Genomic DNA, 14606 nt, shown 5'->3' on the forward strand with positions numbered 1-14606 from the left:
GGGTCCCTGTTTTACCATGCGTAATCTCCGATGTTATTCAGAATCGCATCGATTTCTTTTAATTCTTCTGCCGTCAATGGTGCGCCTTCTAGCGCTTTGACGTTTTCCTCGATTTGGCTCACACGGCTCACGCCGATTAACGCCGAGGTTACGCCGCCTTCGCGCAGCGTCCAGTTCAAGGCCAACTGGGAGATGGTTTGTCCCCGTCTTGCCGCCAATGCTTCCAGGCTGCGGAATTTTTGCACGCGCTCGGCGGTAATCGCTTCCGGCCGTAGCGTGCTCGAGGGAGCGTTCGATTCCGCTTCAATTTTATCCGCGTATTTATTCGTAAGCTGTCCCCTGCCAAGCGGGCAATAGGCAATCGAGCCAATGCCGTTCTCTGCGAGTACCTCTTGCAGGCCGTCTTCGATCCAGCGGTTCAGCATCGAATAATTCGGCTGATGAATCAAGCAAGGCGTGCCCAGCTGCTTCAAGATTTTGACCGCTTCGCGCGTCTGGTCCGCGCTGTAATTCGACAAGCCTACATAAAGTGCTTTGCCGGATCTTACCGCATAATCAAGTGCGCCCATCGTTTCTTCGAGCGGGGTTTCAGGGTCCGGGCGGTGCGAATAAAATACATCGACATAATCAAGCCCCATGCGCGTGAGGCTGCGATCCAAGCTCGAGAGCAGGTTTTTACGCGAGCCCCATTCGCCATAAGGACCCTCCCACATGTAATAGCCAGCTTTGGTTGAGATCAGCAGCTCATCGCGGTAAGGAACCAAGTCCTTCTTATATACCGCGCCAAAGGTCTCTTCTGCAGAACCGGCTGGCGGACCGTAGTTGTTCGCGAGGTCAAAATGGTTAATGCCTAGATCGAATGCTTTCAAAATCATGGCACGTGAATTTTCCAGCGGCTGATTGCCGCCAAAATTTTGCCATAGGCCCAGCGAAATCGCAGGCACCTTTAGTCCGCTCTTGCCCGAGCGCTTGTACACCATATCGGAATAACGTGATTGTTCAGCAATATAAGGCATATTGTTGTTTTCCCCTTTGTTATACTAGATGATTTCAGCAGCGAAAGCATGCTATAATGATTACTTCCTTTGCTGATTGCTAACCCAGTATAGTTCAGGAATGCAGTGAAAAGGAATGTCCGCAAGCAAGTTATATATGTCATAATGTAATTTAATTATAGATGCAAGCAGGAGTTGATCACGGATGTGTGAGCGGTATGATCTGATTTATTACTACCATGGCAAACAATTTTGCGAGCCGGGCTACAACTGGGGACCCGGGGTCAAAGACCATTATAAAATTTTGTTTATTCACGAGGGCAAAGGCACCTACCAAGTGAATGGCTGTACGTATTCCTTAAAAAAAGGCGAAGGATTTATGGTGTTTCCGGATACCATTTGCCATATGGTTGCTGACGAGCACGACCCTTGGGTTTACTCCTGGATCGCTTTTCAAGGCGACTATGTCGAACCACTTCTTACGCAAGTTCAATTAAACAAAAACAAACCTCATTTTCAGTTTGCTCCTGCCGGGTGGTTCGATCCTTGGCTCGATCAACTAACGGAAGCCCATAAGCTTGCCAAGAACAGCGAGCTTGTTGTACACAGCATCCTATATCGCCTCTTCGCAGAATGGCTTGACATGCTGACTGCACCGCAAGCCATCGGCTACTTGCCGAAAGCGAAGGAGGTCTATGTTCGTAAAGCTATGGAGTATATTAAAACGAATTATTACAACAAAGTTAGCATTACGGAGCTGGCTGGAATGATCGGCATCGATCGGATCTATTTGTCCTCACTGTTCAAGGAGTCCATCCAGCTCTCTCCGCAAATGTATTTACTGCAATACCGGATGGATAAGGCTTGCGATTTAATGAATAATCAACAGCTCTCCATCTCGGATATTTCCCATTCGGTAGGCTATAATGATCCGCTGCTCTTCTCCAAAATGTTCAAGAAGGTTAAAGGTGTCTCCCCCTCCCATTACCGCAGAAAAATTGTCTGATGCACGTTAAATAGAGGCTGCGATCACTGCAGCCCCTATTTGACGCGCATCCGCTTAAAAGGGATGAATGTGTAGTAAAAGGCGGCTGCTAAAGTTCCCTATGCCTTCTTTATGGCTTGTTTACTCTCTCGCCTTGCTTCTAACGTAATAAATGACAATCCCGAGCAGTGCTACTACAGCCGCCGTAAGCCCTATAAAGAGTTTGCTGCTGATCTTTCTTCTCTCTTCTTCAGACTGTTTATTTTCTGTATGGCCATTTAAATCTTCTGCTAATTTAACGATATTTGTCGGTTCCTTGCCTTCGCTTAAAACCGTTAAATCTTCTTTGGCTTGGATCAAGGGCCTCGTTCGATCGCAGATGATGGTCACAAGCAGCTCTTTATCGCCATACATCGTCGATGTTTGAGCGTATACCAGATATTCCGTGCCTTCTGTAAAGCTAATCCCACAATCTCCTCCGCCAGAGCCGGTATAGATGATGCCTTGTTCTCTAGACCTCAATTTCAAGAAAAAAGTTTCACATTTTTTTACCAGAACCCTTCGTACGCAATACAAAAAAACCGTTCAACAGCATCTTAATGCTGCTTGAACGGCCTCTTTGTTCGCAAATCTATGAATGATGTTGAATCAGATCATATAGTTAGTTCTGCTTCATTAACGACTTCAATTCATTGACGTTACTGCTAGTCAAAATCGGAATGTTCTCGGTTATTTTCGCGATCTCCCAGTCCCACCATTTCATTGCTATGAGAATCTCAATGACTTCCTCATCGAACCGACGTCGAATCAGTTTGGCTGGATTCCCTCCAACGATCGAATAGGCAGGAACGTCTTTGGTCACGATCGCATGGGAGGCAATGATCGCACCGTCACCGATTTGAATTCCGGGCATAATGGTAACGTTATAGCCGATCCACACATCGTTCCCGATGACGGTATCGCCCTTGAAGCCCCCGCTTAAGTTGTCCAACCCACTCACCCAATCCCCGCCAAATGCTCCAAATGGAAAAGTCGTGAAGGCGCCGGTATTATGATTTGCACCATTCATAATAAATTTAGCTTGAGACGCAATCGCGCAAAACTTACCGATTTTTAGCTTATCACCGATAAAGTCAAAAAGATAAAGTACGTTTTTCTCGAAATCCAATGGATTTTGATGATCATCATAATACGTGTAATCCCCAATCTCAATTTGAGGATTAACGACGATATTTTTCAAGAAGCATAAGCTTCTAATGTTTTTCATAGGGAAAACATGAGTTGGATCTGGTCCAGACATTCAGCATCGCTCCCCAAAAATAATTAATGCGATAAATCTTTAACCATCTTAACATGAGGAATATTTTCCTCCATGAACACCGTTGATGCGACTTCGTAGCCTTGCTTCTCATAAAAAGCAGCAGCTTGCACTTGCCCGTGCAGCTTCGCTTTAACTACGCCCTTCTCCTTGGCGATAGCCTCCAGTTCCTCCATGATCGCTTGACCCAAACGATGTTTGCGGTGGGAAGCAAGGACGCAAATCCGCTCCAGCTTAGCCATATCATCAACGATGCGGACCCTTCCGGTGCCGACAGGCTCGTTCTCGTAATAAACAAGCACATGGGATGCTATATCATCAAATTCGTCGAGCTCTACTTCCTCCGCGACGCCCTGTTCTTTCACAAAAACCGTTTTCCGAATGCGGAAGGCTTCCTCTAATTGCTCATCTGTCGTAATACGTTTCGTCTCCATCGTCATCTACCTTCCATTCATGCTTCTCTTTTGTTGCTGACTCGTGTCAGCTCTATCTCTTATTATAATGCTAACTGTCTAAGATGCAAAAACTTAGCGGTATTTCAATGCTAAAGAGGAGACAGCTTCCGCAGCTAGCGCTGAATTAGGATTCAAGTTGCTGGAAAATCACCAACGAGAGGAACTATTCGCCAAATGCAGACCGTTTTTTTCAATCGGTGAAATGCTATGCTAGGATTATGAAATTCATTTTAGAAGAGGCGGGATATAACATGTCGTATTTTTCGATTAGCACTTGGAGTTTGCACCGTATATTAGGTCCACTGCATTGGACCGTATGGGATGCCGAATCGGGAACACATGCCATCAACGTACAAGAACAACCACTCTTACACACCTTGCTGGAGCTGCCTGCAGAAGCTGCTTCCAGAGGCTACCAAGCTCTTGAAGTTTGCCATTTTCATTTCCCAACGACAGAGCCCGAATATTTAGAAGAGCTTTGCGCTTCATTCCAATCGGCAGGGATGCGGTTCGACACGTTGCTGCTTGACTATGGTGACCTAACCAATGCCGACGAAAACAGAAGGACGGCTGATCAGGCATTTATTAAACAATGGATCGACATCGCTTCTCTTTGCGGCGCAAAACAGATCCGTGTCATTGCAGGCGAAGCATTGCCAACGGATAAGGCAGCATTGCAGCTTTCTGCGGCTTCACTCCATGAACTGGCGCAATATGCCGCACCCAAAGGCGTTCACGTCATAACCGAAAATTTCAAAGCGTTAACCTCTACCGCTAGCAGCAGCCTGGAGCTTCTTGAGCAAGCGGACAAATCCGTTGGCTTCATTACTGATTTCGGCAATTATCATGGTATTGGCAAAATAGATGAGATTGGGGCGACAACGCCTATTAGTGTCTCCGTCCACGTAAAGCCGACCTATGACAGCAACGGTATTCCCGATCAAGAAGAGCTTGTTGCCTATTTGGAAAAGGTACAAGAGGTTGGTTTTGATGGCGCCTATGTCCTCATTTATGATGGTCCCGGTGATATGTGGGAAGGACTTGCCCGTGTGAAAGCCCTAACCGCGCCTTTTGTATTGACAGCACGTTAGTCCGCTCCTATACTTATAGAGTTGAAAGAATGATAATCGTTATCGATAAATCATATACTCTATAAGTATTTTTATTTTGATCTCTAAGGGAGTGCGCTGATGACACAGGACATGGATTTTACGCTTGTTGAAAGCTTTTTTCACATTTCTCCAAAGGGTGCAGACCATCCGTATTACGAGCTGCCCGCCACTGATTTTCTAGATGAGGCCATCTCGTATGCTACGCTAGTTAAAGCCGGAGAAATGGTGCAAGCGATCGGAATGCAGCTGCCAGCCTCCTTCGTTGGCACCTCCTTCTTCCATTTGTGCATTACGAATCTAATTTTTTCCGCGCAATACAACCGGTATTTGGATTTATCGTTACATAATCTCATTTATCAGCTAGAGAAGCATGATGACCATGCCCATTTGGGTTTTAAGATCAAGGAGCTGCGCTGGACCGAGGTTCCAACTAGCGAGCAGGAGCGTAAAACCTTTCTGGAGAACGCCTTTAGCTCCTTCTTTAACCAAGAAATTAACGGTATTGTAGAAACGGTGGCCTCCAGCGCAAATTTAAAATCAGGGATGATCTGGAATCAGGTTGGCACACTATTTCTATCTGTGGTTGAATATATAGAGGAAAATATTAAGGATCAAACGCTCGTTGATCGTTTCAAAAGTGATTTTGACGTCCTTGTCGGGCTTCCGGCAGAGGTATTTAACCGCAAGCGAAGCCCTTTCATTCATAAGCCTCGTTATATTGACAATCCGTGGTCACCGCCGAATGGAAAAGCAATGATCCGTTCGGCTTGCTGCATGTACGATTGCCGGGTTGATGGACAAAAATGTTATACTTGTCCGCGGATGCTGCCTGAAGAGCGTGAAGAAAGACGCAAGCTTGTTCTTGCCGGTTCCGTTTAAATTCGAAAAGCTGCTGATCGATAGATTTCTATCGGTCAGCAGCTTTTTTTATCGAAGCATACTTCCTATCGCAATAAGTTAACATAACTATTATTATGTTAACTATTTTGCTTTCTTGCCGGAATTTTAGTGGAAATATTATCCATGGCATGCCGCAGCTGTTTATTGTCAATATGTGTATAAATTTGAGTCGTCTCTATACTTGCATGACCAAGCAGCTCTTGAAGCGTTCGGATATCGGTACCGCTTCGGATTTGCATCGTGGCGAAAGAGTGTCTTAGCTTGTGGCTGGACAACTGCTTGTCCGCGAGCGATGGCAAAACATCCTTTAGCTGTTTTATCGTATCATCGGCAACCGTCTGAATCATCCGTATGGATAATCTACGGCCAAACTGCGATACAAAGAACGGCTGATCCTTCCCCTGCCGCGAACTCTTGCGATCCTCGAGCGCTTCATTCAAGAAGCTTTGCAAAGCTTCAGGGAGAGGAATAACCCGCCACTTCCGCCCTTTCCCCAAAATATGAATCGAGCCGTCCTGGCGGAAATCCTGTACGTTCATTCGGTGAACCTCGCCCACACGCAGTCCCGCATAGGCCATAAGCAAGACGATTGCCGCATTTCGAATGTAATATTTCCCTTTTATTGCATGGAATAACTCCTCGAGCTCATCCTCTTCCAAATAAACGGGAATGCGGTTTTTTTCTTGTTTGGATTTTGCAATGAGGGCCGCTGGATTAGCTGTCAAATGCTCCATTTCAATTAGCGCTTTAAAAAAAGAACGCAAAGACGACAGCTTGCGGTTACGCGCTTCATCTCCTGCTCCATTTTCCCGACACAGCGCCATATAGCGCATAATATCCATTTTCGCAATGAGCTTCATCTCGGTTGGATAAACGGATTGCAAAAAATACCCGACATCGCTCAAATAGGCTTGATGGGTCGATTTGGTCATTCCTTTATTTTTCATCCAGATGGAAAAAAGCTCTAGTTCGGTTCCATAACAATCCATGACCTCGTGCTGCCTCATACGCAAGTTAAATCCCCCAAATTTATGCAATTCTGTACTCTATTTAAGTGACTCCTTCTCTAGTATCATAGCTGAAAAATAGATATAAATGCAAATTGCGTGAAATATGTATTTCACGCAATTTTTTTGGCCCGTATTTTTCCGTTAATGTCCCTGTTTTTCACCCATTTCAGTGATTTTTAGCGTTACGTCGTAATTGACCTCCGCACGGTTAAAAGTCTCATCCCAATCCATTGTTTGTAGAAATAAAAAAAGAAGAAAGGCCGTTAGCCCCTCTTCTCTTAAATCAACCTTATTTTGTTCAGCTCTAACTAAGTGAGCGCCACGCCTTTAGGTAAAATGTGTTCTACCTGCTCCCGAACATAAGCATCATTCATTTTCTCGCCGAAGATAACGATGTTTCCGCTGTCTTCACGCGTTCGAATCAACCGACCTATTCCTTGTCTAAGCCGCAATAGCATGTATGGCATATCTACCTGCTCAAACGGCGATATAGCATCGTTGCGCCTTGCTGCAAACAACGGATCGTTAGGAGGAAATGGCAGCTCCCATACAATGACCTGCGATAAGGACGGACCTGGAATATCCAAGCCTTCCCAAAGGGTTGCGGCGCATAAAATACTGGCTTCGTTATTTTGAAACTGCTCGATTAGGTAACTAATTTCGCTTGAGCCCTCATAATAGAAGGTGAATTCCGCTGCATCGGCGTGATGCTCCAATTCGGCTTTAAACTGCTCCAACTGTTCCATAGAGGGGAACAAGATCAGGCTTCTGCCGCCCGTTTGCTTCAGCAAGCGGCAGGCAGCTTCCACTTTTTTAGTTAGCGTCGTATCCGAATCGGTATGCGGAAGTTCAACACTCATCTGCTGCTCATAATCGTAAGGCGATGGTACCGAGAAGGAAATAGAGCTGTCCATGCCCAAAATATCCATCATATAGTCAAACGATCCATTTACCGACAGGGTTGCTGAGGAGAAAACAATCGGCATTTTACGGGAAAACACCTGCTCCTTCAACACTTCCTTCACCCATTTAGGCATAATGACAAGCGAAGTTCCTTCCTTGTCCTGAGATACCCAGCTGATAGGCTTGTCCTCTTTCTTGAATAAGGACAATGCAAATTGGATCATTTCCAAATGCTCTTCCACGATCTTTAGCTGATACGTATCGATCGTATACAAGCCGCTTTCGAAGACAAGTTCTTCTTCAATAACGGAAAGCGTATCCTGCAGGCGGTTGATTTCGCGGATTAATTCCTCGCTCCAAATGATTTCTTTCCGATCTGACGCGGGCACTTTCTTACTGTTTTTGTTCATCAGTTTAAACAAGTATTCGCTCTGGGTGATCGCATCCTCGACGGCTACGGCGAGCGATTCCCGAATTTCTTCCTGAAGGAGCCGAGTGACAATACCTTCAAACACGGCATGGTTCAATTTATAAGTCAATGCTTGCTGGGCAGCCGTTTCCAATAGATGGCCTTCATCGAATACAACGGAACTGTACTCTGGAAGCAATGGCAGCTGTCCTTCGCGTTTACGGGCTTCATAAGTCCAAATATGCTCCATATAAAAATCATGCGAGCAAATAATAACATCCGCTGCTTTGCGGTAATGATCACGAGAGAGCGTCTGGCCGCAGCGATGTCTTACGTCGCAGACCAAGCAGTCCTGAAATACATCCCAGCCTAGTTTGTTCCACTGTTCATCGTTCAAGCTCGGATAATCCTTGCGGTTTCCGTAGGGATAGAAGCTTTGCATCGAATCCGGCTTTTGCACAAAGCTTGGGAGTCCTTGGTAAATGCTGTCGAATAACTCGGCATCATCCTGACCGGATCTTACGTCATCGAGCTTGTTTAAGCAAATATACTGATCTGCTGATTTCCCAAGTCTAGCGTCGATGGTCAGGTCCAAATAGCGCGCAAGCTTAGCGATATCCCCTTCAGGCTTTACGAGCTGTTCAATCAGAGATTCATCGGCACATGCGATAATGGCCGGTTTTCGCGTATATCTAGCATAACTAATTGCATAGAGGAGATACACGAACGTTTTGCCTGTGCCGACGCCGGCTTCGGCAAAAATCGTTTGTTTGTCGGCATATGCGCGTTCAAGCTGAAAAGCCATATAAATTTGCTCGTCTCTAATTTCGAAGCCAGCTTCCGGCAGCTTCTCATAAAAAACGTCGGCAATCCAATCGCTCGCCTGTTGGATAAAGGGTTGTTTCGGGTCAAAATCAAACGGATATTTATTCACGGGTAGCTTGCCTCCATATAGTAGGCACAAACGGCTGCGTGCAAGCACGCAGCCGACTGTGAAATCTCCTGTACTAAGCGTACACTCAAATATATCACTAGAGTGCGGCATAGTCAAAGATTTTGCAAACAATTCGCTTATTCTGTCCATTTGATTAAATGAGGGTGAGGATCTAGAATGGATTCATACTGTTCCTTCCACCCATAAACCGCATCCGGATCTAGCTGTTTATACCGTTCATACTTGTGCAGACGATCCTGTTCCCGCGCCCAGCCCCAATGCTTTACGCGCAAGCTGGACGTTTTATTGGCGAGACCATAAATATTCTGCGGAAACCTGCCGCAATGCTGCGGCGTTTGCTTCCACTCGTACGTATACTCCTCCGCATATTTCAAGAGAAACGGCCGGTATACGGAATGGGCATTCCAATACTGGTCTTCTCGATATTCATCTGGCGACCAAAAATCATAGAGGCGGAACAGAAAAACATAGGCTTCCGGATCATTGAGCAGAACAGGCAAATCGAGCTGAAATCTATCCTCAAAGTATTCATCCGCATCCATATTCAAAATCCATTGTGGCCGTAAGCTTATTGTTTCCTGCCATTGCTGCGTTCGCAGTTTCACCTCATTATGGAATTGTGAGCTTTCGTTCTTAATATAGGTTAATGGTATGCCAGCCAATACTTCATGTACGATCTCACCCGTATGATCCGTGCTTCCATCGTCAATAATGACCGCATGGTCGATATACTGACGGTGGTGCTCCAATGCTTCACGCAAAAAACGATCCCCTTCATTTTTTACAATCATGGACAAAGTAAGCTTAGGCCCAGCCGCCGGTACGATAATCGTTGGACCCGTTGCGATGGAAGTTGGCGGTTCATCCACAGGCACACTGCCTGTGGATTCCATGAACAGCTTCGCCCTTACAAGATCAGATTCCCGGTATACGTGAAAAGCGGGGTAGTGAGTGTCGACATGCAGATTTAGGCCAATCGCCGCCGCTCGAATACAGAAATGACGATCCTCGCCCCATAAAGAAACATTCGGGATCGTTCGGAACGAAATCGGCTGCTCCAATGCATTTCGATCAATGTAGGTGCAGGCGCCAAGCCCTCCTACTTCATAAAAACCGGGAACTCTCAGTTTGATAAGAAAAAGAACCGCGGCTTCCGCCCCATCGCCGGCATTCAATGTACGATCATTTTGAAACGGCCAATACGTATCCTTAAGCCAAACCTGAGGAAGCTCCATCGTATTCGGCTGCCACTGGGTCCAAAAGATAGCTGAAATAATATCCTTGCCCGATGACCGCAAAGATTTTAGCGTTTGTGGGTGCAGCAGTAAATCCGAATCAATAAGGAATAATCCATCATAGCGTTGGTCTCTGGCCGTATGGATCATATGATCTTTCCAGTTAGCAATTTTATCAATTAAATCATTGCTCCAATAATGTGTGAATTCATCCCTGGAATAGGGAGTCATGGAATCGCTTCGTTGAAGAATCGTATGGCTTCCTTCTGCTTCCTGCTGCTTTGCAATAAATTCATTCAACAGCTTCGAGGATAATTCGTCATCATTGTCATCGATAAAGTAATAATCGACATGAAAATCATCCTTCGCCAGCCGCTCCAGCGAGGCAAGAAAGTAACGCAATACCGCGGGTTTCTGACGAATAGGACTTCCGATTAAAATTCGTTTCAACGCTATGCCTCCTCTATTCCAAGGTGGAGATTCCTTAGGAATGTTAATCCTTATGAGACATATGCATCTAATATGCGATTTCCTTGTGGTTTTATTTTTAACGGAGGTGTCACCGCTATGGCTGCTATTCAGAAATGGGATCTAAACCCGCTGCTTCTCGGTCTACTCTTTCTATGCTTCGCAGATGCCTTTTTCACAGACATTGGGCTACGAATGCAGCTCATTGAAGAGATGAACCCTCTCATTAAACAAGTGTACGATTGGAACGTTGCAGGCTACTATAGTTTAAAGCTCGTACTGCCCGTTTTGCTTTTTTTGCTTTATTGCAAGACAAGCAGCCGCAAATGGATCAACCCCTGTATTCTTCTTACAACCACTCTTTATTTTGCCGTGAATATCTATCACTTGATTTGGATTTCGTTTGGCGTGCGGGAAGGAGCTATTGTATTTGAACTTTTCTGATGATCTTCTTTACCTCCACTAGGAGTACGGTATAATAATAGTTAGAGGTTTTGGTATCTTACATTTGAACATAGGAGACATCAAAGGGGCTTTATTAACATGATTAAGAAAAGGCTGGTTTCTCCGCTTTCTCTTCTAATTTTTTTACTGAAATGGCTGCTAATCGGAGGAACGGTAGGCCTATTATCCGGAACTGCTTCTGCACTTTTTCTTACTGCCCTCGACTGGGTGACGGAAACTCGTCTCCAGAATTCCTGGCTGCTCTGGCTGCTTCCTATTGGCGGTGCTCTCGTCAGCTATCTCTATCTAAAGTATGGGAAAGAAGCGGGCAAAGGCAATAATCTCATTATTGAACAGATTCATTCCGGTGACGGCGCCGTTCCGTTGCGTATGGCTCCGCTCGTCCTCTTCGGTACGCTTGTCACCCACCTGTTTGGCGGTTCTGCCGGCCGAGAGGGAACAGCCGTCCAAATGGGCGGGAGCTTAGCAGAATGGGTGGGCAAGCCATTCAAGCTTAAGCCTTTGGATCGCAAAATCATTCTCATGTGCGGGATAAGCAGTGGCTTCGGCGCTGTATTTGGAACTCCGCTTGCGGGGACGCTATTTGGCTTGGAAGTGTTAGCGATAGGGTTGATTAGCTATGAGGCGCTGCTTCCCTGTTTTATCGCCAGTTTCGTTGGGCATCTTGTGACTACCGCCTGGGGGATTAAGCATATTCATTATGCCATTGGTGATGTACCGCCTCTACAGCTGCTTCTCACGATTAAAGTTATCGGTGCATCGGTATTGTTTGGTTTTGCGGCGCTTCTCTTCATTCAATTGACACGAAGCTTAAAGCGGTTATTTAGCAAATGGATAGCAAATCCAATAGTAAAAAGTGCGGTCGGCGGCATTTTGATTATCGCTCTCGTCTACGCGTTAGGTACACGCGATTATTTGGGCCTAGGCATTCCGCTCATACAGCAATCCTTTCAAGAGACAGTCTCTCCCGCTGTTTTTTTGCTGAAAACCGCATTTACGGCACTTACGCTAGGAACAGGCTTTCAAGGCGGCGAGGTCACTCCGCTCTTTGTCATAGGCTCGACGCTAGGGAGCGCTCTCGCCGGCTTGCTTGCCGTACCCGTTCCGCTCTTGGCAGCCATTGGCTTTGTTTCGGTGTTCAGCGGTGCAGCCAAAACGCCGATTGCCTGCTTTATTATGGGAATTGAATTATTTGGCTCCGAAGGAGCGATCTATTTGTTTATGGGCTGTATGATCGCCTTTCTCTGCTCCGGCAAGTTAGGAATTTACGAGTCGCAAAAGCCAATCGGCGAATCTAAAGTGTACTAAAAAACCTGCTCCCAACATTTTGGGAAGCAGGTTTTTGCATTTTAGAAATAGACGATATAAATAACGGCTGCCAGCACGATCCGATAAATCGCGAAAGGCACGAGCTTGATTTTGTTGATCAGCTTTAAGAAGAAACGAATCGACAGAAGTGCAAAGACAAAAGCGCTCAGAAATCCCGCAATGAAAAACGGCAGCGATTCCAACGTGAAATATTGCCAATTTTTCGCCAGCGAGAGCAAGCTCGCACCCGCCATGATCGGAACCGCCATGATGAAGGTGAAGTCCGCTGCGGCGCGGTGACTCATCCCTAGCAATACGCCGCCTGAGATCGTTGATCCTGAGCGGGAGAAGCCTGGCCAAAGCGATAAGCATTGAATAAGACCGACCGACAACGCTTGCTTGTACGTAATTTGGTCCACCGTTTCCACCTTCGTCTTGGCTGGCCGGAAGCGATCCGCGATAATCATGAATACCGCTCCGATGACGAGCCCAAAGAGCACCGTTCTAATGGAGAATAAATACTCATCGATGTAGTCATCGAACAATAGGCCGAACACGCCTGCCGGAATCAGACCGACCAGCACATGGGCAAGCTTAAGCCTTTTTTGAGGCCCTGCAACTGCCTGCTGTCCCTCTTGTTGCTTGGCCCGCCGCAATCCTAGCAAATCAATAAATCGGTTGCGGAATATAATGACTACTGCCAAAATCGAGCCAAGCTGGATGACGATTTTAAACGTATTTGCTACGTATTTCGTCAAATATTGCTCCGATTGGAGCCACATATCGTCCACAATGACCATATGTCCCGTCGAGGAGACAGGTGCAAACTCTGTCAAGCCTTCCACAATGCCCAAAATAATCGCTTTTAAAATAATAAAAAAGTCCATGTTCCGTAGAATCTCCTAACCGTGTGAATTCATAGAATGTTTTAATAGGGAAGCACGTATCAAATCATAACACATAACCGTGACAGCCAACAAATCATCGGATGACTTTGATTATTCGCAATTCACAGCTTGGCTAGATAGGTGGCTTCATAAGAAAAAACGCCGTTTGCCCACCTATGCAGCACGACGAATTTCTGCTATTTTTATAGTAAATCTAGTGGTGAGGGTTCAGCCGAATCGCTGGCGATAACCGCATTTTCGGCAAAGCTCCTCTACCGCTTCCCGTCTCGAAAATCCTTCATACAGCTTGGTTGATCGATCATTCTCGATAATTTCGGAAAAATGAGTATCATGGATATTGCCTAAATTAATTACTCCCTCGCCATCCAAGCAGCATGGAATAACCGTTCCGTCAATGAGGATGCCTGCTTGGTTTCGAAGCGCATGGCAGAAGCCTTTGCCGCTATATTCGGGCTCTTTCAAATCTGGCCATTTGAACTCAGGGTCTTGATTTAAATAAATGCGTTCAGCAATTTTCACTCCTGAGCCAGGAATGAATTTCTCTTCAATTTTATAATCAAGGTCGAAAGCCTTCTCGATCATGCCGAGCAGCTCTCGGTTTTTATTTTTCTGTTGATTGGTTTCATTGTCCATATCCAGATTCCATAGCCGAAAGGAGATGATGATGTTGCTTGTGGCTACCGCTTCCTTCACAAATGCCAATATTTCAGCCAGATAGCCTTCTTTATTCGTAGATCCGGCATGTCCATCAAAGCTGTGCAGCGAGAAATTAATTTGGCGCAAGGCCGGCTTATTCAGCAGCTTGTCTTTGTTTTTGGTAATGAGTGTTCCGTTAGACGTAATATTGACTTTGAAACCCTTCTCGTGGCTAATATCAAGCAGCTCATCCATCTTCGGGTGAAGCATCGGCTCCCCCTTGACGTGAAAATAAATATAATCGGTATGCGGCTTGATTTGATCAAGCGTCTTTTTGAAATCCTCCACTTGAATAAAACCTTTCGCGCGAAGCGTAGGCGGACAAAAGCTGCAGGATAAATTACAGATGCTTGTCGTCTCTATATAAAACTTTTTAAACTTCTTCATTGGTCATATACTCCATTCCCCATAGGTCCAGCCTGTGTTCCTTATCGTTGCTTCTGCTATTATACAACGAGAAGAAGGAAAGTGACAAAAAGGAATA

14 protein-coding genes are annotated in these 14606 nt (G+C 45.8%); 5 read left to right on the plus strand and 9 right to left on the minus strand.

The features are described 5' to 3' along the window. Window positions 1-11 precede the first annotated feature (11 nt). A complete protein-coding gene (locus FJQ58_RS29535) occupies window positions 12-1016 on the minus strand; it encodes an aldo/keto reductase (RefSeq protein WP_139999023.1) in 1005 nt (334 codons plus the stop codon). Between the two features lie 184 nt (window positions 1017-1200). Between FJQ58_RS29535 and FJQ58_RS29540 the strand changes: the two genes are divergently transcribed. After that, a complete protein-coding gene (locus FJQ58_RS29540; protein ID WP_139999025.1) occupies window positions 1201-2001 on the plus strand; it encodes an AraC family transcriptional regulator in 801 nt (266 codons plus the stop codon). Window positions 2002-2121: 120 nt separating this feature from the next. Here the strand turns inward: FJQ58_RS29540 and FJQ58_RS29545 are convergent, their stop codons facing one another. The 3 genes from FJQ58_RS29545 to FJQ58_RS29555 form a co-directional block, all read right to left on the minus strand. Next, window positions 2122-2508 (minus strand): hypothetical protein, encoded by a 387-nt coding sequence (locus tag FJQ58_RS29545; RefSeq protein ID WP_139999026.1) that lies wholly within the window; start codon window positions 2506-2508, stop codon window positions 2122-2124. Window positions 2509-2641: 133 nt separating this feature from the next. Then, on the minus strand, window positions 2642-3280 hold the full coding sequence (locus FJQ58_RS29550) for a CatB-related O-acetyltransferase (RefSeq protein ID WP_139999028.1): 639 nt from the start codon (window positions 3278-3280) through the stop codon (window positions 2642-2644). A 23-nt stretch (window positions 3281-3303) separates the two neighbouring features. Next, window positions 3304-3732, minus strand: a complete 429-nt coding sequence (locus FJQ58_RS29555; RefSeq protein WP_139999030.1) for a GNAT family N-acetyltransferase — start codon at window positions 3730-3732, stop codon at window positions 3304-3306. Window positions 3733-4004: 272 nt separating this feature from the next. On the opposite strand from FJQ58_RS29555, the gene FJQ58_RS29560 reads away from it, so the two are divergent. Then, window positions 4005-4844, plus strand: coding sequence for a sugar phosphate isomerase/epimerase family protein (locus FJQ58_RS29560; RefSeq protein ID WP_139999032.1), 840 nt, complete (start codon window positions 4005-4007; stop codon window positions 4842-4844). Window positions 4845-4943: 99 nt separating this feature from the next. After that, window positions 4944-5744 (plus strand): hypothetical protein, encoded by an 801-nt coding sequence (locus tag FJQ58_RS29565; protein ID WP_139999034.1) that lies wholly within the window; start codon window positions 4944-4946, stop codon window positions 5742-5744. A gap of 98 nt (window positions 5745-5842) precedes the next feature. Here FJQ58_RS29565 and FJQ58_RS29570 read toward each other — a convergent pair whose 3' ends face one another. From FJQ58_RS29570 to FJQ58_RS29580, 3 genes are all read right to left on the minus strand, one after another. Next, window positions 5843-6772, minus strand: a complete 930-nt coding sequence (locus FJQ58_RS29570; RefSeq protein WP_238404450.1) for a tyrosine-type recombinase/integrase — start codon at window positions 6770-6772, stop codon at window positions 5843-5845. A 311-nt stretch (window positions 6773-7083) separates the two neighbouring features. Continuing rightward, window positions 7084-9021, minus strand: coding sequence for an ATP-dependent DNA helicase (locus tag FJQ58_RS29575; RefSeq protein ID WP_139999038.1), 1938 nt, complete (start codon window positions 9019-9021; stop codon window positions 7084-7086). A gap of 137 nt (window positions 9022-9158) precedes the next feature. Next, the gene (locus FJQ58_RS29580) at window positions 9159-10727 is read right to left on the minus strand and encodes a glycosyltransferase family 2 protein (protein ID WP_238404392.1); all 1569 of its coding nucleotides are present in this window, start codon (window positions 10725-10727) and stop codon (window positions 9159-9161) included. 117 nt (window positions 10728-10844) lie between these two features. Between FJQ58_RS29580 and FJQ58_RS29585 the strand changes: the two genes are divergently transcribed. Further along, window positions 10845-11189: a DUF5658 family protein gene (locus FJQ58_RS29585; RefSeq protein ID WP_139999042.1), complete on the plus strand. Its 345-nt coding sequence runs from the start codon at window positions 10845-10847 to the stop codon at window positions 11187-11189. Between the two features lie 99 nt (window positions 11190-11288). Further along, window positions 11289-12518 (plus strand): voltage-gated chloride channel family protein, encoded by a 1230-nt coding sequence (locus FJQ58_RS29590; RefSeq protein ID WP_139999044.1) that lies wholly within the window; start codon window positions 11289-11291, stop codon window positions 12516-12518. A 41-nt stretch (window positions 12519-12559) separates the two neighbouring features. Here the strand turns inward: FJQ58_RS29590 and FJQ58_RS29595 are convergent, their stop codons facing one another. Next, on the minus strand, window positions 12560-13405 hold the full coding sequence (locus FJQ58_RS29595) for an undecaprenyl-diphosphate phosphatase (protein WP_139999046.1): 846 nt from the start codon (window positions 13403-13405) through the stop codon (window positions 12560-12562). Between the two features lie 228 nt (window positions 13406-13633). After that, entirely contained in the window at window positions 13634-14509 is an 876-nt protein-coding gene (locus FJQ58_RS29600) for a radical SAM/SPASM domain-containing protein (protein ID WP_139999048.1), read from the minus strand. Window positions 14510-14606 lie beyond the last annotated feature (97 nt).

The sequence above is a fragment of the Paenibacillus paridis genome (assembly GCF_006345825.1).
Classification (GTDB): domain Bacteria; phylum Bacillota; class Bacilli; order Paenibacillales; family Paenibacillaceae; genus Pristimantibacillus; species Pristimantibacillus paridis.